At 59.8% G+C, this 23,207-nt stretch carries 22 protein-coding genes; 6 read left to right on the forward strand and 16 right to left on the reverse strand.

Translation table 11 applies throughout. The features are described 5' to 3' along the window. Positions 1–42: 42 nt before the first annotated feature. From ccrA to ACR0J4_RS07310, 5 genes are all read left to right on the forward strand, one after another. Positions 43–1,329, forward strand: coding sequence for a crotonyl-CoA carboxylase/reductase (ccrA, locus tag ACR0J4_RS07290; protein WP_170468948.1), 1,287 nt, complete (start codon positions 43–45; stop codon positions 1,327–1,329). A 364-nt stretch (positions 1,330–1,693) separates the two neighbouring features. Further along, positions 1,694–2,413 (forward strand): LuxR family transcriptional regulator, encoded by a 720-nt coding sequence (locus ACR0J4_RS07295; RefSeq protein WP_170642782.1) that lies wholly within the window; start codon positions 1,694–1,696, stop codon positions 2,411–2,413. 83 nt (positions 2,414–2,496) lie between these two features. After that, the gene (locus ACR0J4_RS07300) at positions 2,497–3,135 is read left to right on the forward strand and encodes an acyl-homoserine-lactone synthase (RefSeq protein WP_170642783.1); all 639 of its coding nucleotides are present in this window, start codon (positions 2,497–2,499) and stop codon (positions 3,133–3,135) included. A 60-nt stretch (positions 3,136–3,195) separates the two neighbouring features. Beyond that, positions 3,196–4,728, forward strand: coding sequence for an AAA family ATPase (locus tag ACR0J4_RS07305; RefSeq protein ID WP_170642784.1), 1,533 nt, complete (start codon positions 3,196–3,198; stop codon positions 4,726–4,728). Further along, complete coding sequence (locus ACR0J4_RS07310) at positions 4,725–5,453, forward strand: SDR family oxidoreductase (protein WP_170642785.1); 729 nt, start codon at positions 4,725–4,727, stop codon at positions 5,451–5,453. Before ACR0J4_RS07305 ends, ACR0J4_RS07310 begins: the two co-directional genes overlap by 4 nt. Positions 5,454–5,456: 3 nt before the next feature. Here ACR0J4_RS07310 and ACR0J4_RS07315 read toward each other — a convergent pair whose 3' ends face one another. The 13 genes from ACR0J4_RS07315 to trpS form a co-directional block, all read right to left on the reverse strand. Beyond that, the gene (locus ACR0J4_RS07315) at positions 5,457–6,224 is read right to left on the reverse strand and encodes a TIGR02186 family protein (RefSeq protein ID WP_170642786.1); all 768 of its coding nucleotides are present in this window, start codon (positions 6,222–6,224) and stop codon (positions 5,457–5,459) included. A gap of 2 nt (positions 6,225–6,226) precedes the next feature. Continuing rightward, positions 6,227–7,147 carry a sulfite exporter TauE/SafE family protein gene (locus ACR0J4_RS07320; RefSeq protein WP_170378929.1) on the reverse strand — a complete coding sequence of 307 codons (921 nt, stop codon included), beginning with the start codon at positions 7,145–7,147 and terminating at the stop codon, positions 6,227–6,229. A 257-nt stretch (positions 7,148–7,404) separates the two neighbouring features. Next, complete coding sequence (locus ACR0J4_RS07325; RefSeq protein ID WP_170553497.1) at positions 7,405–8,373, reverse strand: ABC transporter permease; 969 nt, start codon at positions 8,371–8,373, stop codon at positions 7,405–7,407. Next, positions 8,373–9,467, reverse strand: a complete 1,095-nt coding sequence (locus tag ACR0J4_RS07330) for an ABC transporter permease (RefSeq protein WP_170378926.1) — start codon at positions 9,465–9,467, stop codon at positions 8,373–8,375. The genes ACR0J4_RS07325 and ACR0J4_RS07330 overlap by 1 nt, the downstream gene beginning before the upstream one ends. A 1-nt stretch (position 9,468) precedes the next feature. Beyond that, positions 9,469–10,998 carry an ABC transporter ATP-binding protein gene (locus tag ACR0J4_RS07335; protein ID WP_170462691.1) on the reverse strand — a complete coding sequence of 510 codons (1,530 nt, stop codon included), beginning with the start codon at positions 10,996–10,998 and terminating at the stop codon, positions 9,469–9,471. 84 nt (positions 10,999–11,082) lie between these two features. Then, the gene (locus ACR0J4_RS07340) at positions 11,083–12,081 is read right to left on the reverse strand and encodes a BMP family lipoprotein (RefSeq protein ID WP_170553494.1); all 999 of its coding nucleotides are present in this window, start codon (positions 12,079–12,081) and stop codon (positions 11,083–11,085) included. 157 nt (positions 12,082–12,238) lie between these two features. Beyond that, entirely contained in the window at positions 12,239–12,652 is a 414-nt protein-coding gene (locus tag ACR0J4_RS07345; protein ID WP_170553491.1) for a GNAT family N-acetyltransferase, read from the reverse strand. After that, a complete protein-coding gene (tsaB, locus tag ACR0J4_RS07350; RefSeq protein WP_170642787.1) occupies positions 12,649–13,236 on the reverse strand; it encodes a tRNA (adenosine(37)-N6)-threonylcarbamoyltransferase complex dimerization subunit type 1 TsaB in 588 nt (195 codons plus the stop codon). Before tsaB ends, ACR0J4_RS07345 begins: the two co-directional genes overlap by 4 nt. After that, positions 13,226–13,789 carry a NifU family protein gene (locus ACR0J4_RS07355; RefSeq protein ID WP_170553485.1) on the reverse strand — a complete coding sequence of 188 codons (564 nt, stop codon included), beginning with the start codon at positions 13,787–13,789 and terminating at the stop codon, positions 13,226–13,228. Before ACR0J4_RS07355 ends, tsaB begins: the two co-directional genes overlap by 11 nt. A gap of 69 nt (positions 13,790–13,858) precedes the next feature. Then, positions 13,859–14,452, reverse strand: coding sequence for a 2-hydroxychromene-2-carboxylate isomerase (locus tag ACR0J4_RS07360; protein ID WP_170747348.1), 594 nt, complete (start codon positions 14,450–14,452; stop codon positions 13,859–13,861). 6 nt (positions 14,453–14,458) lie between these two features. Continuing rightward, positions 14,459–14,914 carry a universal stress protein gene (locus tag ACR0J4_RS07365; protein ID WP_170642789.1) on the reverse strand — a complete coding sequence of 152 codons (456 nt, stop codon included), beginning with the start codon at positions 14,912–14,914 and terminating at the stop codon, positions 14,459–14,461. A gap of 65 nt (positions 14,915–14,979) precedes the next feature. Beyond that, on the reverse strand, positions 14,980–15,843 hold the full coding sequence (locus tag ACR0J4_RS07370; protein ID WP_170642790.1) for a branched-chain amino acid aminotransferase: 864 nt from the start codon (positions 15,841–15,843) through the stop codon (positions 14,980–14,982). Positions 15,844–15,902: 59 nt separating this feature from the next. Next, on the reverse strand, positions 15,903–16,931 hold the full coding sequence (gene trpS / locus ACR0J4_RS07375; protein WP_170639940.1) for a tryptophan--tRNA ligase: 1,029 nt from the start codon (positions 16,929–16,931) through the stop codon (positions 15,903–15,905). A gap of 86 nt (positions 16,932–17,017) precedes the next feature. Here trpS and ACR0J4_RS07380 point away from each other — a divergent pair, with 86 nt between their 5' ends. Further along, positions 17,018–17,704 carry a rhomboid family intramembrane serine protease gene (locus tag ACR0J4_RS07380; protein WP_170553474.1) on the forward strand — a complete coding sequence of 229 codons (687 nt, stop codon included), beginning with the start codon at positions 17,018–17,020 and terminating at the stop codon, positions 17,702–17,704. Here ACR0J4_RS07380 and murJ read toward each other — a convergent pair whose 3' ends face one another. From murJ to ACR0J4_RS07395, 3 genes are read right to left on the reverse strand one after another with little or no spacing between them, the layout of a single operon-like run. After that, positions 17,705–19,246: a murein biosynthesis integral membrane protein MurJ gene (murJ, locus tag ACR0J4_RS07385; RefSeq protein ID WP_170642791.1), complete on the reverse strand. Its 1,542-nt coding sequence runs from the start codon at positions 19,244–19,246 to the stop codon at positions 17,705–17,707. Beyond that, on the reverse strand, positions 19,243–22,062 hold the full coding sequence (locus ACR0J4_RS07390) for a [protein-PII] uridylyltransferase (RefSeq protein WP_170642792.1): 2,820 nt from the start codon (positions 22,060–22,062) through the stop codon (positions 19,243–19,245). Before ACR0J4_RS07390 ends, murJ begins: the two co-directional genes overlap by 4 nt. Beyond that, positions 22,022–23,194, reverse strand: coding sequence for a penicillin-binding protein activator (locus tag ACR0J4_RS07395; protein ID WP_170378902.1), 1,173 nt, complete (start codon positions 23,192–23,194; stop codon positions 22,022–22,024). Before ACR0J4_RS07395 ends, ACR0J4_RS07390 begins: the two co-directional genes overlap by 41 nt. Positions 23,195–23,207 lie beyond the last annotated feature (13 nt).

The raw sequence follows: 23,207 nt of genomic DNA on the forward strand, positions 1-23,207 counted from the left end.
GCGATTCTGCGCCGCGGCAAAGATATTGAAAAGGAGGCCAGCATGGCTTTGGACACCGAAAGCGGTATCGCGTCGTACGAGGCACCCGAAAAGGACCTCTATGAAATGGGGGAAATCCCTCCGATGGGGTTTGTGCCCAAGCAGATGTACGCCTGGGCGATCCGCAAAGAGCGTCACGGAGAACCAAATACTGCGATGCAGCAGGAAGTGGTCGATGTGCCCGAGCTGGACAGCAACGAGGTTCTCGTCCTCGTGATGGCGGCGGGCGTCAATTATAACGGCGTCTGGGCCGCTTTGGGCCAGCCGATCAGCCCATTTGATGGCCACAAGGCCCCGTACCACATCGCTGGTTCGGATGCGTCGGGCATCGTTTGGGCCGTGGGTGACAAGGTCAAGCGCTGGAAGGTCGGCGATGAGGTGGTGATCCACTGCAACCAGGACGATGGCGACGATGAGGAATGCAACGGCGGCGATCCGATGTATTCACCCAGCCAGCGCATCTGGGGCTATGAGACACCTGACGGCTCGTTCAGCCAATTCACTCGCGTGCAGGCGCAACAGCTGATGCCGCGTCCCAAGCACCTGACCTGGGAGCAGGCGGCGTGCTATACCCTGACGCTCGCTACGGCCTACCGGATGCTGTTCGGGCACGAGCCCCATGACCTGAAGCCCGGCCAGAACGTTCTGGTCTGGGGTGCCTCGGGTGGTTTGGGCTCTTACGCGATCCAGTTGATCAACACGGCCGGTGCAAATGCGATCGGTGTGATCTCGGACGAAAGCAAACGGGATTTCGTGATGGGGTTGGGCGCCAAAGGCGTTCTGAACCGCAAGGACTTCAACTGCTGGGGTCAGCTGCCCACGGTCAACACACCCGAATACGCTGAGTGGTTCAAAGAGGCTCGCAAGTTCGGCAAAGCGATCTGGGATATCACCGGTAAGGGCAATAACGTTGATATGGTGTTTGAACACCCCGGCGAAAGCACCTTCCCAGTGTCGACCTTCGTGGTGAAAAAGGGCGGCATGGTCGTGATTTGTGCCGGTACCACCGGGTTCAATTGCACTTTTGACGTGCGCTACATGTGGATGCACCAGAAACGCCTACAGGGGTCGCATTTTGCGCATCTGAAGCAAGCGGCAGCCGCCAACAAGCTGATGGTCGAACGCCGTCTGGACCCCTGCATGTCGGAAGTGTTCGCGTGGAACGATCTGCCCGAAGCGCATATGAAAATGCTGCGCAACGAGCACAAGCCGGGCAACATGTCGGTTCTGGTTCAGGCCCCGCGCACCGGCATGCGCACTTTGGAAGAGGTTCTGGACGCGCGACCATAAGCCCATCCTGAAATATCTAAAAAACACCCGCGAATCGGAACTCCGATACGCGGGTGTTTTGCCGTCTTGAAGGGTCCTTTTTTGTTTCAACAGGTTGGAATTTTGCCCCTCACTATTTTTGGGGAGTAGAAACCGGTGAATAGGTCAAAAAGATTGCACATGTTATGGTTGTGTTAACACTTCGTTAACTGTTTCAGAGAGACCCTAATGGCGCAAAATGAGTGGATACTGGATGTATTGTCGGACCTCAACGCGTTCGCTGTTGCGAATGGGTTGACTGCCTTGGCCGAACAGCTGGACGACACCAAGCTGATTGCCGCAGCCGAGATCGCGTCCATGACAGATAAGGCACGGGCGCCCGCGGATGGGAACAGAACTCGATTTGGGTCAGATCCTGAAGGATTTGGAAAACACCAGCACGCTTGATGAGCTTGGCTCGGTCGCCACTCGCCTGCGCGACTGTCTGAAAGTCGAACATCTGACATATCATTGGGTGGATGCCGCCGGGGATCAGTACGGCTATACCACCTATTCCGATGCCTGGGATGAACGGTATCGCGAAAAAAACTATCACCGCATCGACCCTGTGATACTGGGGTGTTTCCAACGATTTCACCCGGTTGATTGGAAATCTCTGGACTGGTCCGGCAGGGTGTCCAAAGCGTTTCTTCAGGATGCATTGGAACATGGGGTGGGTAATCAGGGTTATTCGATCCCGATCCGAGGGCCGAACGGGCAGTTTGCGCTGTTCACCGTCAATCACAGTTGTGACGACGGCACCTGGCAGGATTTCATCTCGACTTTTGGCCGAGAATTGATTCTCGTGGCGCATTACATCAACCGCAAAGCACTGGAGTTTGAAAAGGACAGGCAGCCTGAAGCGACCCGAGGTCTGTCTCCGCGTGAAATTGATGCGATGACGTTGCTTGCGCAGGGCTTCAGCCGAGCGCAGGTTGCGCATTCGCTGTCGATCTCGGAACACACTCTTAGGGTCTATATTGAAAGCGCGCGCTCGAAACTGGGTGCGCAAAATACGACGCACGCCATCGCGACCGCGCTCAGCCGTGGGTTAATAGTCGTTTAAGCAACGTACGGTCTTAGAACAGTAAATTAACCACGACTTCGTACCCCTTTCGTTCCTGCACAGGACGACAAGGGGAATTAGTCATGTTGCGTTACTTGTATGCTGATGAGCTGCATGAATTTCCAGCTTTGGCCGACGGCATGTTTCGCGATCGCGCGGATCAGTTCAAAACCCGGCTGGGATGGGACGTTTACGTCAATGAAAAAGGGGAAGAGCGGGATCAGTACGATGATCTCAACCCGCTCTACGTGATTTGGGAGGAGCCGGATGGTAGCCATGGCGGCTCAATGCGGGTTCTGCCGACCACTGGCCCGGTCATGGTGAACGAGGTGTTCGGTCATCTCAACGAGGGCGAGCCGATCTGCAGCCCTCTGATCTGGGAGGTCACGCGCTTTTGCCTATCGCGCACAGCCAGCCCCCATACGGCTGGGGCTATCATGCTGAGCGGCGGTGAAATGATGGAGGGGTTCGGCCTGACCCATATCGCCGGCGTCTTTGATGCGCGGATGATCCGGATCTACCGGTTGATCGGGTCGTCTCCGATTGTGTTGGGGTCCGAGGGGAAAGGGCGCGATCAGATCTCGGTCGGCCTGTGGCCCTATTCCGCGGATGATTGCAACCGCGTGGCCGAACGGGCGGGCATCCCGCGCGAGCTTTCGCGCCTATGGTTCAAAACCGCATTCGGCCCGGCAAAACAACACCGATTTGCGCTGTCGGCCTAGGACCTTGAAAACCCAAATCCGTATCTGGTGAAGGGTGGCGTGGCCCTGTAGGGTCGCGCCATGTCTTTGCCCAATGTGACCTTCTCAGAAGATCAGGCCGCCGCCTATGACAGTATCGCCGAGATGCTGCGCTCTGCCGGGGTGGACCTTGAAGATGATGCGCTGCTGAAACTGCCGGGAAACGGTGAATCGGGCGTTATGGCCGTGATCGGCAAGGCTGGTTCGGGCAAGACCCTACTGCTAGCTGAACTGTACAAGGCGCTGGCCGAGACGGGCGTTCACATCGTCTCGGGTGACTATGAAAGCCGCAAGTCTCGCGACAAACGCAGTCTGGCGATTCTGGCCCCCACGAACAAAGCCGCAAGCGTTTTGCGCCTGCGGGGGGTACCCGCGACGACCATCCATCGCATTCTCTACACGCCCGTCTACGACCCGGAATATGAACGGATTGCCGAATGGCTTGAGGGCAATGACGAACGGCCCGAGATCGAAGGCCTGACGGATGAGGCGCTGGACCGGGCCGCTGCTTTCTATCAGAACAACAAGTCGATCCCGGGTGCTCTGGCCGCCGCCGGTTTGCGCGGGTCGGATTTCATCACTGGCTGGAAACGCCGGGAAGAGCCGCTGGATATCGGTTTTGTCGATGAAGCCTCGATGCTGGATGACCGCCAGTTTGATGATCTGAAGGAGATCTTCCCGTCGTTGTTGTTGTTCGGTGATCCAGCACAGCTGGCACCAGTGAACCAATCTGGCAGCATGGTGTTCGAAACCCTGCCCGAGCCGCGCAAACTGACCCTGCATCGCATACACCGGCAGGACGCCGATAATCCCATCCTCGATCTGGCTCATGCGCTTGCTGACCCTGCCATGGGGTTTGAGGATTTCGAGCGTCTGGTCGAAGACACCTCGCGTCGCGATGACCGTGTGGTCTGGGGGCAGAGGGTCGAGGTTGATCTGATGGCCCGCAGCCCGGTTCTGGTCTGGCGCAACGCAACGCGCATCCGTCTGATCCAGGCCTTCCGGCAGGTCCATGGCGCCCCCGAGACGGAATTGCTGGAAGGTGAGCCGCTGATCTGCGACGGGATAGAGCTGCCTCTGAAACACCGTAAGAAACGACTGGATCTTGAGGCGCGCGGCCTGATCAAGGGTGCTCAGGTGGTTTATCTGGGGCCGGGGCGAAAACCCGGTTTCTCTCGCCTGCATGTCATGGGGGCCGAGGACCCTCAAGTCAGTGCCGCGTCGATTGTGCAGATCGAAAAGCCGGATGAAGAAGAGCCGTTTATCCCTTATGCCGCGCGTATGGGTGCGACCTTTCTGCATGGGGCAGCGGTTACTATCCATAAGGCGCAGGGTTCGCAATGGGATACGGTGCAGGTCTTTGCGCCGGACATCTACGCCGCTGCCCGCATGGGTCGGACCGAGGCCGGGCAGCCCTTGTGGAAACGACTGGCCTATGTTGCCATCACCCGCGCGCAGGAACGCTTGATCTGGGTGGTGCGCAATCGGTTGTCCAAACCCACCCATCCTCTGCGCGTCGATGATCTGCGTGCCATTCCGGCGACGACCCTGACACTGGAGGCTGAAGAGATATGAAATCCATCCTCATAACCGGCGCGAGTTCCGGGATCGGAAAGACTACAGCAGAGCTGTTTCTGGCTGAGGGCTGGACCGTCGGCCTGCTTGCCCGCAGCGAAGACAAACTGACGGAACTGGCCGAAGGGCATCGCAACGCCATCCCTCTGGTTGCGGATGTGACGGATCCGGTGGCGGTTGCGCGCGCCTTTCGGTCGTTCTCGAACAGGGCCGAACGGCTGGACGTTCTGTTCAACAATGCAGGCATCTTCGCACCCGGCGGTACGATTGATGAAATCGCGTTGGAGGACTGGTACCAAAGCGTCAACGTCAACCTCAACGGCATGTTCCTAAGCGCGCGTGAGGCGTTTCGGATCATGCGTCATCAAACCCCACAAGGCGGACGCATCATCAACAACGGCTCAATCGCGGCTTATGTGCCGCGCCCGAATTCGGTGCACTACTCTGCAACGAAACATGCCATCACCGGGCTGACGCGCAGCCTGTCGCTGGACGGGCGCGATTTTGGCATTGCCTGTGGTCAGATCGACATCGGAAATGCCCGCACACAGATGGTGCAGGGGCTAGTCGATGCTGCGATTGCCGACGGTGCGACGCCCGATCCGACCATGGATGTGGAAGACGCTGCCAAATCGGTGCTACACATGGCAAATCTGCCGCCCGAGGCCAATGTGCAGTTCATGACCGTGATGGCCACGACCATGCCCTATATCGGCCGGGGCTGAGCGCTACTTTTCGCGGAGCAGACGGAAAGCCGTCGAGGCCCCCCACCCAGCGGCGATGGCGATGACCAGTGACATCAGCCCGTACCAAACGGGCTGTTCGCGGGACATGTTGTAGAGAAACCGCTCAAGCCCCACTTTGCGCACGTCGATGGTGGTTTCGTATTGCGACACCACATTGCCGCCCCGCGTCAGGAAGATGCGCGCGGCATAGTCGCCTTCGGTCAGGTCGGCGGGCATGTCGATGGAAGTACGGAACAGGGTTTGTTCATCCACGGCAACCGTGTTTTCGCGGATCGAATACAGGCTCTCGCTTTCGCGAATGCGTATCACGGCATCGGCAAAGTCCTGAGCGGCCTCAATATGCATGGCCGCCCCAACCGAGCGGATGGCCCGTTCGATGGAAACCCGATAGCGGAGATCCTCGGTATTGGTGAGAATTTCTTTAAATGGTCCGCTGGTGGCAACAGCGTAGAAGCTGGGGGCCAGATCGACCTCGACGCTGTCGGTGTTCACCCAGATTCCTAGTTTACGTTCTTTACGGCGCACGGTCAGAGGCTCGGACGGGCCGGCAACGGTGACGATCACCTCTAGCGGAGGGCCTTCGGGGATCGGAGCTTCGCGCTTGATGGCCCCGAAGATCAGAATTTCGGACCCGTCGAACGTGGCGGTAATGGCAACGCGGTCCTGGCTGAGGCCCAGGACCACCTGCTCTTCCGCGGCAGCCGCGGGCAGGCAGAACAGGCACAGGGCGGTGATCAATGAGCGGACCATGATCAGTGCCCCCCGCTGGCGCCAAGCGAATACAGCTCGGACGGTTCCAGAAGCAGATCAAGCGCCAGCTTGCCGCAGACGACCAGCACAAGCGCGGCCAGCAAAACCCGCAATTGTTCGGCTGGCATCCGGGCGCCGATCACGGTTCCTATCTGAGCCCCAATAACGCCGCCGACCAGAAGCAGCACGGCCAGAACCACGTCCACGGTGTAGTTCGTGGTGGCGTGCAGCATTGTCGTGAAGGCGGTGACGAAGATGATCTGGAACAGGGATGTCCCGACCACAACCTTGGTGGGCATGCCCAGCAGATAGATCATCGCGGGCACCATGATAAAGCCGCCGCCGACGCCCATGATCGCGGACAGAACGCCTACGCAGAGGCCGACCAGAACCGGAGGGATGACCGAGATATACAGGCCCGAGGTGCGAAAGCGCATCTTGAAGGGCATCGCATGGACCCAGCCGCGCTGACGACGCTTGGCAGGTGCCGCTCCGCCTTTCTTTGCTTTGCGCAAGGCGCGCAGGCTTTCGATGAACATCAGGCTGCCGATCACGCCAAGGAAGACGACGTAGCACAGGGTCACCAGCAGATCGACCTGACCCAAGCTCTTGAGGTAGTTGAACACGACAACGCCAAGCGCGGCCCCGATGAGGCCGCCGATCAAAAGCACCGTGCCCATCCTGAAATCGACCGTCCTTCGCCTGAAATGCGCCAGAACGCCCGAGAAGGACGAGGCCACGATCTGGTTGGCTTCGGTCGCAACGGCAACCGCCGGAGGGATGCCGATAAAGAACAGAAGCGGCGTCATAAGGAACCCACCGCCGACTCCGAACATGCCCGACAGAATGCCGACCATGCCTCCGAGCCCTAGCAATAGAAAGGCGTTTACGGAGACTTCGGCAATCGGAAGGTAAATTTGCATGGCATGCTCTAGTCGTATTGAGTTCGGCTGTGCAAAGCGGTGAACCCGCCGGCATCGGAAATGCGTGCAGCCTGAATATCGGGCGCTGCGGTCACAGGCCTACCACCCGTCTTTGGCAAATACGAGGGGAGGTTTGCACTCTTTTCTATCAGAGGAAACACGCACATACCCTCTTAGAGCGGTTGCGGCATGCAAAATCAACTCTGCATGCCGCTCTGCAGCGAACAGGACCCAGAATTGGCCCTGAACTGGACTTATCAGCGTTCTTTCACGTAGGGCTCGCCGCCGGCGCGGGGCGGAACCGCCTTGCCGACGAAGCCCGCAAGAATCACCACGGTCAGGATATATGGCAGGGCGTCCATCACCTGCACAGGGATCACGATGCCGCCCAGGTCGATATTCTGGAACCGCAGCGCAATAGCCTGTAGCAGGCCAAACAGCAAACAGGCCCACATCGCGTGCCAGGGACGCCATTTCGCAAAGATCAGCGCCGCCAGTGCAATGAACCCGCGACCGGCGGTCATTTCCTTGACGAACCCGGCCTGCAGCGCAGTTGCAAGATAGGCACCGGCGATACCGCAGAGCACGCCGCATATGGCGACAGCTGCAAAGCGCAGACCGACGACCGAGACACCGGCCGTGTCCACGGCGGCCGGGTTTTCACCCACCGCGCGTAACCGCAACCCGAACCGGGTGCGATACAGGATCCACCACGTCGCAGGCACCATCAGGAAGGCGATGTAGACAAGGATCGAATGGCCCGACAGCAGTTCAGAATAGATCGGGCCGATGAAGGGCACTTCGCTCAGCGCTTCGGCGAAGGGGAAGTTGATCGGCTCAAACCGGCCTTCTCCGAACAGCGACGGGGTGCGCCCGCCTTGTTGGAACCAGCTTTGAGCAATTAGAACCGTCAGGCCTGAGGCCAGGAAGTTGATCGCCACGCCAGAGATAAGCTGATTGCCCCGGAACGTGATCGACGCCACGCCATGTAGTGCCGACAAAACCAGAGACGACGCGATACCCGCGAGCAATCCCAACCAGACCGAGCCGGTCACCGCCGCCACGGCTGCTGAGAAGAAGGCCGAGATCAGCATTTTGCCTTCAAGCCCGATGTCGAAAATCCCGGCACGTTCGGAATAGAGACCTGCCAGACAGGCCAGCAGCAAAGGCGTCGCCAGACGGACGGTGGAATCAAGGACCTGGATCAGTGTTACGAACGAATCCATCACTGAGGCTCCTTCCGCAGGGCAAGGAACAGCTTTTCAAGCGGCATCCGCACCATGTTGTCCAACGCTCCGGTAAACAGGATCACCAGCGCCTGAATGACGACGATCAGTTCGCGCGGGATAGATGTCCACAAGGCCAGCTCGGCGCCGCCCTGATAGAGAAAGCCAAACAGAAGCGCGGCAAGGAACACGCCGAAGGGGTGTGATCGGCCCATCAGTGCCACGGCGATGCCGATAAAGCCTGCGCCTTCGGTCGAATTCAGAACCAGACGCTCGGCCTCACCCATCACGTTGTTGATGGCCATCAGACCGGCTAGCCCGCCCGAGATCAGCATGGCGATGATAGTGATGCGAACCGGCGAGATCCCGGCATAGACGGCACCGGTCTCTGAATGACCATATGCCCGAATTTCATAGCCTAACCGAGTGCGCCAGATCAGAGCCCAGACCACGAAACAGGCTATGATCGCCACGAAGAACGAAATATTGGCCGGTGCGCCGCGGAACATCACGTTCTCAGCGGTTGAGAACATGGATTGGAAGGTCGGCAGGTGAACCGCCTCGGGGAAGCGCGCTGTTGCCGGGTCCTGCGAGCCTTGCGGGCGCATGACATTTACCAGCATGTAGTTCAGGAAGGCGGCTGCGATAAAGTTGAACATGATCGTGGTGATCACGATGTGGCTGCCACGTTTGGCCTGCAGGTAAGCCGGGATTGCGGCCCATGCTGCGCCAAATACAGCGGCCCCCAGTCCTGCAGCGATCAGAGCGATGCTCCAATGCGGCCAAGGGATGTAGAGACACACCATGGCAACGCCAAGACCACCCAGCATCGCCTGACCTTCGCCACCGATGTTAAACAGCCGCGCGTGAAAGGCTACGGCCACCGCAAGCCCGGTGAACATGAAGTTGGTCGCGTAGTAGAGCGTATAGCCCCAGCCATAGGTCGACCCAAGCGCGCCTGTGACCATTAGGTTCACAGCCTCAACCGGGTTCTCTCCGATGGCGAGGATCACCAACGCCGACAGGATCGTGGCCAACACCAGGCTGATGATGGGGATCAGCACGACGTCGGCCCATTTGGGCATTTTTTCCATCTTACGCGGCCTCTCCCGCAACACCGGCCATCAGCAGGCCAAGTTCTTTTTCATCTGTCTCATGGGGTAGACGCTCACCCATGATATGTCCGTCAAACATCACGGCGATCCGGTCCGAGAGCGAGAAGATCTCCTCCAGCTCGACCGAGACCAGCAGGATCGCTTTGCCTTGGTCGCGCAGGGCTACGATCTGTTTGTGAATGAATTCGATTGCGCCAATGTCGACGCCACGGGTCGGTTGGCCGACCAGCAACAGGTCTGGGTTCCGCTCAATCTCGCGCGCGACGACGATCTTCTGCTGGTTGCCGCCCGAAAAGCTTTTGGCGGTCAGCCAGCCGTTCGGGGGACGCACATCGAATTTCTCGATCTTAGCTTCGGTGTCCGCGCGCAGGGCGGCGTTGTCCATGAACAGGCCGCGCTTGTAGGCCGGGTCACGGTGATAGCCGAAGGCAACGTTTTCCCAGGCATGGAAATCCATGATCAGACCTTCGCGCTGACGGTCTTCGGGGACGTGGGCGATGTGCTGCGCGCGACGCGCCTGACCGTCAGACCCAGCCCCGCTGAGGGGAAGCGGCGTACCGTTCAGCTTGATCGACCCCTGACCGGGGCGCATTCCACCCAGAACTTCCAGCAGTTCCGACTGGCCGTTGCCCGCGACGCCTGCGATGCCGACGATCTCACCGGCGCGGACGGTCAGGTCGATGCCTTTGACACGTTCAACACCTGCCGCATCGAACACGCGCAGGTCTTGGACCTCAAGAATGGGTTTCCCGGGCTGCGCGGGTACCTTGTCGACCTGTAGCAGGACCTTGCGGCCCACCATCAGCTCGGCCAGATGCTCCGGGCTGGTTTCGGAGGTTTTGACCGTGGCCGTCATCTCTCCGCGCCGCATGACCGAGACGGTATCGGTGTTCTCCATAATCTCACGCAGCTTATGCGTGATCACGATGATCGTTTTCCCTTCGGCCCGAAGGCGATCGAGGATGCGGAACAGCTGGTCGGCCTCGGCCGGGGTCAAAACGCCGGTGGGTTCGTCGAGGATCAGGATCTCGGCCTTGCGATACAGCGCCTTGAGGATCTCGACCCGTTGCTGCATGCCCACGCCGATCTCATCGATGCGCTTGTCAGGATCGACGAACAGCTCGTACTCTTCTTCCAGCGCTTTCAGCTCTTTCCGGGCTTTGGCCAGAGACGGGGCCAGCAGCCCGCCATCCTCGGCGCCCAGAACAATGTTTTCAAGAACGGTGAAGTTTTCGACCAGCTTGAAGTGCTGGAACACCATCCCGATACCCGAGGCGATGGCCGCCTGACTGTCTGGAATGTCGGTCTTGGTACCGTTGATCCAAATTTCACCTTTATCGGCTTTGTAGAAGCCGTAGAGAATGCTCATCAGCGTGGATTTGCCCGCACCGTTTTCACCGATGATCCCATGGATCGTGCCGGGGGCGACGCTGATGGAAATGTCTTTATTGGCCTGAACCGGCCCAAAGGCTTTGGAAATCCCTTTGAGCTCAATGGCGGGGACTGTCATGTCTTGTCCTTGGGTTGCCGAAGGGCCGCGCGGTTCGCGGCAGAGTGGGACCGAGGCGGAGGTCACCCCCCGCCCCGTGCGATATCAGAACTGCAGCGCCGGGCAGCTGTCGTTCTCGTAGTAGCTGACAACGGAGATGTCGCCGTTGATGATCGCTTTGCGTGCTTCGTCCACGGCGTCGTTCATACGAACCGAGACCAGCTCTTTGTTGTTCTCGTCCATGGCAACGCCAACGCCGTCCTCGGCCAGGCCCATGGCGAACACGCCGGTTTCCAGATCTTCACCCGCTTTCATCGCGTCATAGACGGCAACGTCCACGCGCTTGAGCATCGAGGTCAGAACTTTGCCCGGGTGCAGGTGGTTCTGGTTGCTGTCCACGCCGATCGACAGGATGCCTTCGTCCGCTGCGGTCTGCAGAACACCAACACCGGTACCGCCTGCAGCGGCGTAGATTACATCAGCGCCTTGGCTGATCTGCGCTTTGGTCAGCTCGGACCCTTTAACCGGGTCGTTCCATGCGGCCGGAGTTGTGCCGGTCATGTTGGCAACAACGTTGATGTCGGGATTCACAGCCTTGGCGCCTTGCGCATAGCCGCAACCAAAGTGGCGGATCAGCGGGATATCCATTCCGCCGATGAAGCCGACAGTGCCCGATTCCGACGCCATCGCGGCCATCATACCAACGAGGTACGAGCCTTCATGCTCGGCAAAGCCGATCTGACGGATGTTCGGGGCATCCAGCCAGGTGACGTCAACCGCGACGAACTTGGTGTCAGGATAGTCGCCGGCAACGGCAGACAGCGGATCGGCCATGGCGAAGCCCATGGTGATCACCGGGTTCGCGCCAGCCTCGGCGAAACGGCGCAGGGCCTGTTCACGCTGTGCTTCCGACTGAAGCTCGATCTCGCGATAGGTGCCGCCGGTTTCGTTGGCCCAACGCTGTGCGCCGTTATGTGCGGCTTCGTTGAACGACTTGTCGAACTTGCCGCCCAGGTCAAAGATCAGGGCCGGTTCGGCCAGTGCGGCCCCCGCGGTCAGAGCGACGGCGGCGGCAGCGCCCATCAAGGATTTCATCAGGGTCATTTGGTACTCCCGTTGTTTTTGTCGGTTCGAGGTTAAACTAGCCTCGTTTACCCACCTATAGCGAGCATAACCGTTGTGATGACGGGAATTAAGGCCGTATGCAACAGGCAGGGTCAACTGATTTTTGACCACTTGGTCTAAAAAGTGGGGTGTGGGGCTACGGGAGGGGGCGTTCCATCACGATCGCGTCGCAATTTGAGGCGGAATCGCGCGTGTAATAGTCTTTTCGCCGCCCGCATAGGCTGTATCCAAAGCCTTCATAGAGTGCGATAGCTGCCCCATTGTCTGCCGCCACGTCAAGAATCGCGCGTGCCGCGCCGAGGTCAGCGGCAATGGCGTGCCAGTTTTTCATGCAGGCTGCAGCCAAGCCCTGACGCTGATGCAGGGGGTGAGTCGCGATGGTCAGCAACTCGGCTTCGCCCGTGACTACCTGAAACAGAGCAAAGGAGTTGGGGTCTCCGACAACATGGGTGAAGCGGTTTTGCAGCAGGTCTTCGAACTCGGCAGCCGTCCACGGGCGCGCCTGTGTGAAGGCCGCAGCGTGGGTCAGGGCCATGTCTTCCGGGGTCATTCGTCCAGCAGCACAGGAGGGAGGTCGCGAGAAGGCGCCGCATCCGCGGGGCGAATATAAAGCGGTGCGGGTGGGTCTGTTTCCGTGCCGAACCTGCGCGCCGCGACATGGGCGATGGCCTGAACATGCGCGTTTGGGTCCGTGGCAGTGAAGAGCGGGCCAAGCCCCTCGGCCTCGGCCCGAGGCATCAGTCGTGGGCCTTCTGAGGTTCGCACATAGACCTGATCGCGCGGGGCTGAGATCGCAGGCAGGTGACTGTCGGGCATGATCTCCTCCAAGGCGTCAAATCCTGACACGCCAACGGCCGGGATTTTCAGACCCAAAGCAAGCCCGCGCGCCGCTGAGACCGAGATTCGAATGCCGGTGAAGTTTCCCGGTCCTACGCCAACACCAATGGCGTCCAAGTCTTTCCAACCAAGACCGGCCTCAGACAGAACCTCCTCCAGCAGAGGCATCAGGCGTTCGACCTGCCCACGTGACATGGCCTCTGCCCGCGTGATGACAATTTCAGAGCCACGCAACAAAGCGGCCGCGCACTGCGCGGCCGATGTGTCAAATGCCAGAAGGGTCGGTTCAGACGGCAACGGGGCGAACCTCGGTCACTTCGGGGATATAGTGGCGCAGCAGGTTTTCGATCCCCATTTTCAGGGTCAGGGTCGAGGACGGGCAGCCCGCGCAGGCCCCTTGCATGTGCAGGTAGACCACGCCGCGGTCAAAGCCGTGGAAGGTGATGTCGCCACCGTCCTGAGCCACCGCAGGGCGCACACGGCTGTCCAGCAGATCCTTGATCTGGTCGACGATTTCCGAATCCTCGCCAGTATGTTCGGCATGGCCGGAAGCAGGTGCCGCCTCGGCCCCCATGACGGGCTGGCCGGATTGGTAATGCTCCATCACCGCGCCGAGGATGCTTGGCTTGATGTGGTCCCAATCGACCTCATCCGCCTTGGTCACCGTGACAAAGTCATTGCCAAAGAACACGCCGGTCACGCCGCTGACCGCAAAGATGCGCTGGGCGAGCGGCGATTTTTCGGCCGCTTCGGCGGATGGGAAGTCGGCTGTGCCTGCCTCAAGCACCGTCTGGCCGGGCAGGAACTTCAAGGTTGCCGGGTTCGGGGTGGATTCGGTCTGAATGAACATGAGGCAGCTCCGTTTTCGTTGCATCTGATATGCGGGCAGCCGCCGTGGAAGTCAAGATTTGGAACCGTTCTAAATTGCGAGAGCGTGGTTTATCGCGTCAATCAACCGGTCATCGCCCCAGAAAACCTCATCCCCGACGACAAAACTGGGTGCGCCGAACAGATCCAGATCCTTGGCGCGGCTGGATTGTTCGAAGAGCGCTGATTTTACCTTTGGGTCTTGTGCGCTCTCTATGAAATCGGCGGCCAGACCTGCGGCTGCAAGGCAATCGGTCAATGTCGATGCGGCCGAGATGTCGCGGCCCTCGCCGAACTCGGCCATGTAGACGGCACGGGTAAACGCGGCTCGCTGGTCTTGGGACGCGATGGCGACGGCCAGACGCGCAGCGGTCAGGGAATTCTGCGGAAACGGATCGGGGCGTTGAAAAGGCAATGCGCGAGCGGCGCATAAACGCTCCATATCGCGCCACATGTAGCGGCCCTTGGCAGAATAGATCGTGAACGGAGACGTGTTCCAGCCCTGTTCGGCAAAGATCGGCCCCAAAAGAAAGGGCTGCCAGTCGATGGAAACACCCTTGTCAGCGGCCAGTTGCTCGATCCGCATCGCGCTGAGATAAGAATAGGTCGAGGCGAATTCGAACCAGAACTGAACGGGTACGGCCATGGTGCCTCAGGTGATCTCTTCCAGTTTTTCCTTGCTCAGGTCGCCCGGTACGATGGTGATCGGGATCGGCATGCTGCCCGAGTTCCTGGTCAGCTGAGTCACCAGCGGACCCGGCCCTTTCTTGTCGGTGCCGGCGCCCAGAACCAGAACCCCAATCTCTGGATCGGACTGTACGTGTTCGATGATCTGTGCCACTGGATCGCCTTCGCGAATGGCCAATTCAGGTTCAACGCTCTGCTTGTCGCGCATCCATTTGGCGAAGACTTCGAAATGGGCGTGGATGCGCTCGCGGGCCTCTTCGCGCATAGTTTCGGCCACACCGATCCAGTGATTGAATTCATCCGGCGGGATCACCGACAGAATTGTCACGCCGCCGCCGGTATGCGCGGCCCGCATCGCGGCAAAACGCATGGCGTTAAGGCATTCGCGGCTGTCATCCAGAATGACGAGAAACTTGCGCATTTGGGTCCTCTTGATTTTCTCGGATCATGCCCGACCGATAGCGTGCTGGCAACTCGGGTAAATCCCTAGCGCTCGCTTGCTGCCCAATCCCAGTAGAGCGCGCGGGCGCGACGGGCGATAGGGCCAACCTGATATTGCGTGTCGTCCAGAGCAGTCACAGGCGTCACCTTATTCATGTTGCCGGACATGAACACCTCATCCGCCGCATGGAAATCATCAAAGCTGAGGACCGCTTCATGTACGGTGACACCATCGGCGCGCAGGTTCTTGATGTGCCTTGCGCGGGTGATCCCGGCCAGAAAGGTGCCGTTGGGCATGGGGGTAAAGACTTCACCGTCCTTGGCCATGAAAATGTTGGCGGTGGCGGTCTCGGCCACATTGCCCATCGCGTCGGCGACAAGCGCGTTCGAGAACCCTTTGGAGCGTGCCTCAGTCAGCATCCGGGCGTTGTTTGGATAGAGACACCCGGCCTTGGCATTCACCACGGCGGATTCCAGTACCGGACGGCGGAACCGGGTGGTCGTCAACGTGACCGAGGCCGTATCGGGCGCCATTGGGATCTCTTCAAGACAGATGGCGAAACCGGTGCTGTCTTTCTGGGGTACGATGGCCGTAGCGTCCCCGTGGATGCCCCAATACATCGGACGGATATAGACAGCCTGATCCGGGCCATAGGATTGCAGCCCCTCGCGCACCAGATCGACCATCTGTTCCGGCGTCACGGTCGGGGTCAGCATCAAAGCCTCGGCGGACCGGTTCACGCGGGCGCAATGGGCCAGCAGATCAGGGGCCATGCCGTCAAAGTAGCGTGCGCCATCAAAAACCGAGGACCCCAGCCACGATCCATGATCCGCCGCCCGCATGATCGGTGCGTCCCCTTCATGCCATTGGCCTTCGAAATAGGTGCGGATATTTTTGCCGACTGCCATAGCGCCCTCCCTCAGCTTTCGGCAAAGTTAGGAGGGCGTCAGGCGAAGGTCCAGTGCAATCAGCGCGATGCAGCGCCGACCATGCCCACAATCTCGTAGGTTTGTTTCAGGATCGGGGCGGCAATCGCGCGCGCCTTTTCCGCACCACGGGCCAGGATCTGGTCAATCTCGGACTGCTCGCCCATCAGGCGGGCCATCTCGGACGAGATCGGAGACAGTTTTTCGACCGCCAGTTCCGCGAGCATCGGTTTGAACTCACCAAACTGCTTGCCGCCAACATCGGCCAACACCTGCGCGGCCGAGCTGTCGCTGAGCGCGGCGTAGATATTGACCAGATTGCGCGCCTCAGGGCGATCTTCCAAACCGTCGACTTCCGATGGCAGGGCATCCGGGTCGGTTTTGGCCTTGCGGATTTTCTTGGCGATCGTGTCGGCATCGTCTGTCATGTTGATGCGGCTCATGTCCGAGGGATCAGATTTGGACATCTTCTTGGAGCCGTCACGAAGGCTCATGACCCGCGTGGCCGCTCCTTCGATCACGGGTTCGGTGACCGGGAAGAAGTCGACGCCGAAATCGTTGTTGAATTTGATCGCGATGTCGCGCGTCAGCTCAAGATGCTGTTTCTGGTCCTCACCCACAGGAACATGGGTCGCGTGATAGATCAGAATGTCCGCGGCCATCAGCGCCGGATAGGCAAACAGGCCCAGCGAGGCGTTTTGCGTGTTCTTGCCCGCCTTGTCCTTCCATTGGGTCATGCGCTGCATCCAGCCCATCCGGGCAACGCAGTTGAAGATCCACGCCAGTTGCGCGTGTTCGGGCACCTGGCTTTGGTTGAACAGGATGGATTGCTCCGGGTCGATGCCCGCCGCGATATAGCCCGCGCACAGTTCGCGCGTGTTGTGCGACAAGGCGGCGGGGTCTTGCCAGACGGTGATCGCATGCAGGTCGACCATGCAATAGATGGTTTCGAACTCTGGCCCCTGCATATCCACAAAGCGCTTCATCGCGCCCAGATAGTTGCCCAAGGTCAGCCCGCCCGAAGGCTGGATGCCGGAAAACACGCGCGGCGTGAATTGGGTCTGGGTCATCGAAGGGAACTCCCGTCTGGAAAAATCAGCCCTCGTCGCTTACCCATGAGGCCAAGGGACGTCAACAGCCGCGAAAGGCCAGCCCAATGAGCAGTGAGCATTATACACCCGCCGTGAACCCTCTGCCGCCCGTCGTGGTGGCCTTGGTTCTGTTCATCATGGGGATCGAACTGGCGTTTACGCTGGGCGCCCGGGGTCTGGTCGGAGGGCCCGGCGCGGTCGGATGGCGGCTGGATGCGCTGCAGAGCTACGCGTTCTCGGCCGATATCTTCGATTGGATGGTCCAGAACGGGCGCTGGCCGTTCGAGCATGTTATCCGCTTTGTGACCTATCCGTTCGTTTCGGGCAGTTTTACGCAGGCGGTTTTTGTCTGCGTGTTCGTGCTGGCAATGGGCAAGATGGTGGGTGAGGTCTTTGGCGGCTTTCCGATGCTGCTGATCTTCGTTCTGTCGGGTGTTGGTGGCGCGCTCGCGTATGCGCTGTTTCTGGACCCGTCTTATCCGCTGCTCGGAGGGTTCCCACCGGTCTACGGGTTGATCGGGGCATTTACTTGGTTGCTGTGGCGCAAACTTTCTTTGGTTGGGGCCAATCAGGCGCGGGCATTTCAGTTGATTGCGGTGCTGATGGGCATTCAGCTGCTGTTTGGCCTGATCTTTGGCGGCACATCCGATTGGGTGGCCGATCTGGGCGGTTTTGCCACCGGGTTCGGCCTGTCCTTCTTTTTGGCGCCGGGTGGTTGGGCGCGGATCAAGGGCCGCATCCGGCGTGATTAATCATGACCGGCGCAGGGCCGTTTTGAACTCGGACAGTCTAAATGCCCCCAACAGGTGGCCAAATGCGAAGTAGCTGACCGCTGCAACCATGATCAGCGCAAGCAGAGCCAGATAGCGCCACCCGGGCACATCAAGCGTCCAGCCGAACAGTTGAATGGCGGCAAACAACACCGCGCCCATCCCGACAGATGCCAAGATGATCCGCCCCGCGCGCCGCCGGAAGCGGTCGTCGAACCGAGTCTCATCGCCCATATCCCGCGCGCCGAAGGCCAGTAAGCCAACCATGGCCCAGCCAGCGGCAGAGGCTGCGATGGCAGGGGCAATCCATCCGAAAATCGGGTAAAGACCGAAGGCAAGCGCCGCGTTGACGATCATTGCCACCAAAGCATAGTGGAACGGAGACCGCGTGTTCTCGCGCGCGAAATACAGCGGTTGCAGCAGCTTCTGTAGCATGAATGCGGGCAGGCCGATGCCATAGATTGCAACGGCCAGGGCTGTTGCGGCTGTATCCTCGGCGGTGAACTGGCCCCGCTGAAACAGGACTGACACCAGCGGGTTCGGGATGATCAGGAAGGCTACGGTCGAGGGCAGGGTGAGCAGCAACATGAACTCTCCGGCCCGCGAAAACGCATTGCGCGCGCCTGCTTTGTCATCCGCGCGCAAGCGGCGAGACAGGTCGGGCAGCAGCACGATTCCGATGGCAATCCCAACGACGCCCAGAGGCAGCTGATACAGACGATCTGCAGCAAATAACCAGCTGACAGCTTTCTCGGTCTTTGAGGCCACGAGTTGCCCTACGACCAGATTGACCTGCGTCACCCCCATGGCCAAGGCGGCGGGTACGGCGATGCGGACCATATTCCGCATCTCGGGCGTCAGACGCGGCAACCCAAATCGTATGCGGATACCGGCGCGTTCGGTGGCAAACCAGACCAACGCCAACTGCGCCACACCTGCCAAAGGGATCACGGCGATGAGCCAGCGAATGACCTCGCCTCCGGATATCGCGCCAGCGATCAGGGCGGTGCAGGCGAAGATGTTTAGAAGAACCGGCGCTGCGGCGGCGGCAGCAAACCGCCCGGTCGCGTTCAGAACGCCCGAAAACAGCGCCGCCAGTGACATGAAAAGAATGTAGGGGAAGACGACATAGCCATAGTCGACGGCCAGATCAAAGCGTTCATCGCCGTAAAACCCTTCGGCCGTCAGCCAGACGAGGCCCGGCATGAAGACCATTGCCAGCCCGACCAGGGCCAATACCGCGGCGACCAAAAGGTTGAAGGCGTCTTGCGCGAACCCTTGCGCGTTCTCTCCGCCTTCTAGCCGCTTGGAAAACATCGGCACGAAAGCTGCGTTGAATGCGCCTTCGGCAAAGAAGCGGCGGAACATGTTGGGCAGACGGAAAGCCGCGACGAAGGCGTCCATCACCGGGCCGGGGCCGATGAACGCGGTCAGCAGGATTTCACGAAGAAAGCCCAGAATGCGACTGGCCAACGTCCAGAAGCCGACCGTGAAGAAGCCCGAAAACAGCCGGATTTGCTTCATGACGCCGCGCGCTCGGCGCCCTCGGTAATGGCTTTGCGCAGTTTCGTCTCAAGCCCGCGCTGTTTGCTTTCCGAGTGGTATTTCAGCCCGAACATGTCCTTGACGTAGAACGTATCCACCACCTGCTCGCCATAGGTCGCGATTACGGCGTTGGCGATATAGACATTGGCCGCTGCCAGCGTGCGCGTCAGGTCATAGAGCAGACCGGGGCGGTCGCGGGTATCAACCTCGATGATCGTGTAGATTTCAGAGCCGTCATTGTCGAAGGTGATATGGGTCGGTACGTTGAAAGCGCGTTCGCGTTTCTTGATCTTATCGCGCGATTTCAACGCCTCGCGGGCCACGACCTCGCCCTTCAGCGTTTTGTGGATCATCTGGGTCAGACGCGGCAGACGGCTGGCTTCGAACGGGTGGCCTTCGGCATCCTGTATCCAGAACGCATCCGTGACGTAGCCATCCTTGGTGGTGTAGCTGCGGGCATCCACGACGTTGGCACCGACCAAGGCCAAGGCCCCGGCGATCCGCGCAAAGATACCGGGGTGATCACCCATGGTAAAGCAGGCGCGGGTGGCGTCGCGATCCTCGTCCGGATGCAGGCGGATCTCCATCGCGCCGGGATCGCCGCTGTGCTCCAGCGTCCGTAGCATCTCGGCAAATTCCACGTGGGTCGAGACGTTCAGGCCCTGCCAGTACGGGGCATAGTGCCGCCCGGTTTCCGTCTTCAGATCGGCCTTGGACCATTCGGCCAGTTCGGCGCGCAGCAGTTTCTTGGCCTCGGCCCCGCGATTGGCACGGTTCAGATCCTCCATGCCCGTTTCCAAGGCACGTTTGGTTTCCGCATGCAGCGCGCGCAGCAACGTGGCCTTCCAGTTGTTCCAGGTATTAGGCCCGACACCGCGAATGTCACAGACGGTTAGCACGGTCAGCAGATCCAGCCGTTTGACCGTTTGCACAGCCTTGGCAAAATCCCGCACGGTCCGAGGGTCCGAGATATCGCGCTTCTGCGCCATATCCGACATGAGCAGGTGATAACGCACCAGCCATTCGACCGTCTCGGCATCGGATTTGTTCAGTCCCAGCCTGGGTGCCACTTTCCGCGCGATTTGTGCCCCGAGGATAGAGTGATCTTCGGGCCGGCCCTTGGCGATATCGTGCAACAGAAGCGCAACATAGAGGACCTTGCGGTTTACGCCCCCTTCAAGGATCGAGGACGCCAGCGGCAGCGATTCAACCAGCTCTCCGCGTTCGATCTGGGCGAGGTTGACGATGCACTGGATGATATGCTCGTCCACCGTGTAGCTGTGATACATATTGAACTGCATCATCGCTACGATGGGTTCGAATTCGGGTATGAAGGCTGAAAGCACCCCAAGTTCGTTCATCCGGCGCAGGGCGCGTTCCGGATTGCCGTGTTTCAGCATCAGGTCGAGGAAGATGCGCTGGGCTTCTTTGTCGTTGCGCATATCGTCGTCGATCAGGTGCAGATTGGCCGTGACCAGCCGCATAGCATCCGGATGGATCAACATGCCTGTACGCAGGCCTTCCTCGAACAGGCGCAAAATGTTCAGCTTGTCGGTCAGGAATGTATCCGGATCGGCAATATCCAGACGCCCGTGAACCATGCTGTACCCGGGTTTGACCCGAGGGCGGCGGCGGAAAATCCGCTCCAGCAGCGGAGCGCCTTTCATATGCAGGGCTTCCAGCTTGGTCAGGAAGATCCGCGTCAACTCCCCAACGCTGGTGGCATGGCGGAAATAGCGTTGCATGAACACTTCGACGGCCCGCCGCCCGGCCCGATCTTCATAGCCCATGCGCGCCGCAACCTCGACCTGCATGTCGAAGGTCAGCTGTTCGGTCGCGCGACCTGTGACCAGATGCAGGTGCGAGCGTACGGCCCAGAGGAAGTTCTCGGCCTCGGCAAAGGTCTTGAATTCATCGGGCGTGAACAGGCCCAGCGGGACCAGCTCGGCCACGTCTTGCACACCGTAGATGTATTTCGCGATCCAGTAGAGCGATTGCAGATCGCGCAGCCCGCCTTTGCCCTCTTTCACATTGGGTTCGACTACGTAGCGCTGGCCCTGTTTCAAGTGGCGCTCGTCGCGTTCCTGAAGCTTGGCCTCGATGAACTCGCGCTCGGTGCCCTTGAAGAGATCGGCCTTGAGGCGTTGGTCCAGTTCCTTGGCCAAACGCGTGTCTCCTGCCAAATAGCGCTGTTCCAGCATCGCGGTCCGGATAGTGAAATCTTCGGTCCCCAAACGCAGGCAATCCTTGATCGTGCGTGAGGAATGGCCGACCTTCAGGCGCAGGTCCCATAGGATATAGAGCATGGATTCAATCACGCTCTCGGCCCAGGCGGTGATCTTGTAAGGCGTCAGGAACAGCAGATCGACGTCTGATGCGGGTGCCATCTCACCGCGCCCATAGCCGCCGACCGCCAGAACAGCGATGCGTTCTCCCTGCGTCGGGGTGGCCAGAGGGTGAAGATGCTTGCTTGCCACGCGCATCGCGGTGCCGACCAGACAATCCGTAAGGTAGGTATAGGACCGGGTCAGAGGGCGCGCGTCGAATGGGCGGGCGGCAAAGGCCTCGGCGATGGCAGCGCGCCCGGACTTTTGCGCCTCACGCAGAATGCGCACGGTTTCGGCGCGCAGCGCGGAGTTGTCAGTGCCTGCCTCGAACGCTGCAGCAAGCTGAGCGTCAACGTGGGCGCCGTCGAAAATATCCTCAGGCGGGCAGATAAGTGAGTTTTCAGGCACTGCGGTCAGGTGAGGCTGGTCAGAAACCGGCCCCTGAGAAGCTTTGAGGGGCAGGGTCAATCACAACCACCTGTTTGTTCTGGATCGTGGCAACCGCCAGACCCCGTTCATTGGTACCGTCCGAGCGCAGACGGAAGATGCCGCCAACGCCCTGAAAACCGGCGCTCTGGGTCAGCGCAGCCCCGGTCAGAGCATTCGATTTGCCCTGGCTTACAAGCGCTCCGATGGCGGCGATCCCGTCATAGGCCAGTCCGCTGATCGGATGCGGCGCTTCGCCATAGGTCGCATTGTAGCGCTGACGATATGCCTGCGCTTTTGCAGGATCAGGTAGGGCAAACCAACCGCCTTGAACACCGGGCAGTTCCAGCGTTTGGGCCGGAATGTCCCACCGTGTCAGACCGATATACTGGGAGGTTGACGGCGAAACCCCCGCTTCGGGCAGAAGCTGCGAGAACAAAGGCAGCGCCCCTGCGGTGGTTGCAGTCAGGAAGACCGAGTCCGCTCCGGTGGAATCCATGGCGGATTTGATATTGGGCACCGCGTTGATCACGCCCTGCTGCGACCGATCGTAACCGACGCTGCCAGCGTTGTTCATACTGCTGCTGGCGAGCGCATTGGCAATGGCTGAGCGGCCAGCCTCTCCGGCTGCGTCATTGCTGTGTACGATGATTGCTCCGGTCTTGCCCTGTCTTCCGCCATAATTGGCCAGTCGATTGGCCGTGTTCTGGAATGTTGGCCCCAGTACAAATACATTTCCACCCGCGATGCTGGTGTTGTTCGAGAAGGACAGGACGTTCACGTTGTTGTTCAGCACCGCAAGGCCGGCCGCGTTGGCGGCTTGTGCATAGACCGGCCCGATGATGATCTTGGCCCCATCCGCCACAGCCTGTTGCGCCACGCCTGAGGCCGTGCCGGCATTGCCTGCCGTATCATATACACGCAGGTCGATCGTAACGTTCGGCAGGTCCGACATCGCCAGACGTGCTGCATTTTCAAGGCTTTGCGCCAGCGCTGCGTCGCCAGACTGGCCTGATCCGCGCGGAACCAGAAGCGCAACGGGCACCGGTTCCGAGGTGTTGATCGAGGGGCCTCCGCCGACGCCAGTAGTTTCACATGCGGCCAGAAAAACGGCGGTGGTCAGGGCGATCGTGGTTTTGGCCAACTTGCTTACGGACTTGCAAACGGTAAACATCTAAAAGAAAACT

This window comes from Ruegeria sp. B10 (assembly GCF_056539825.1).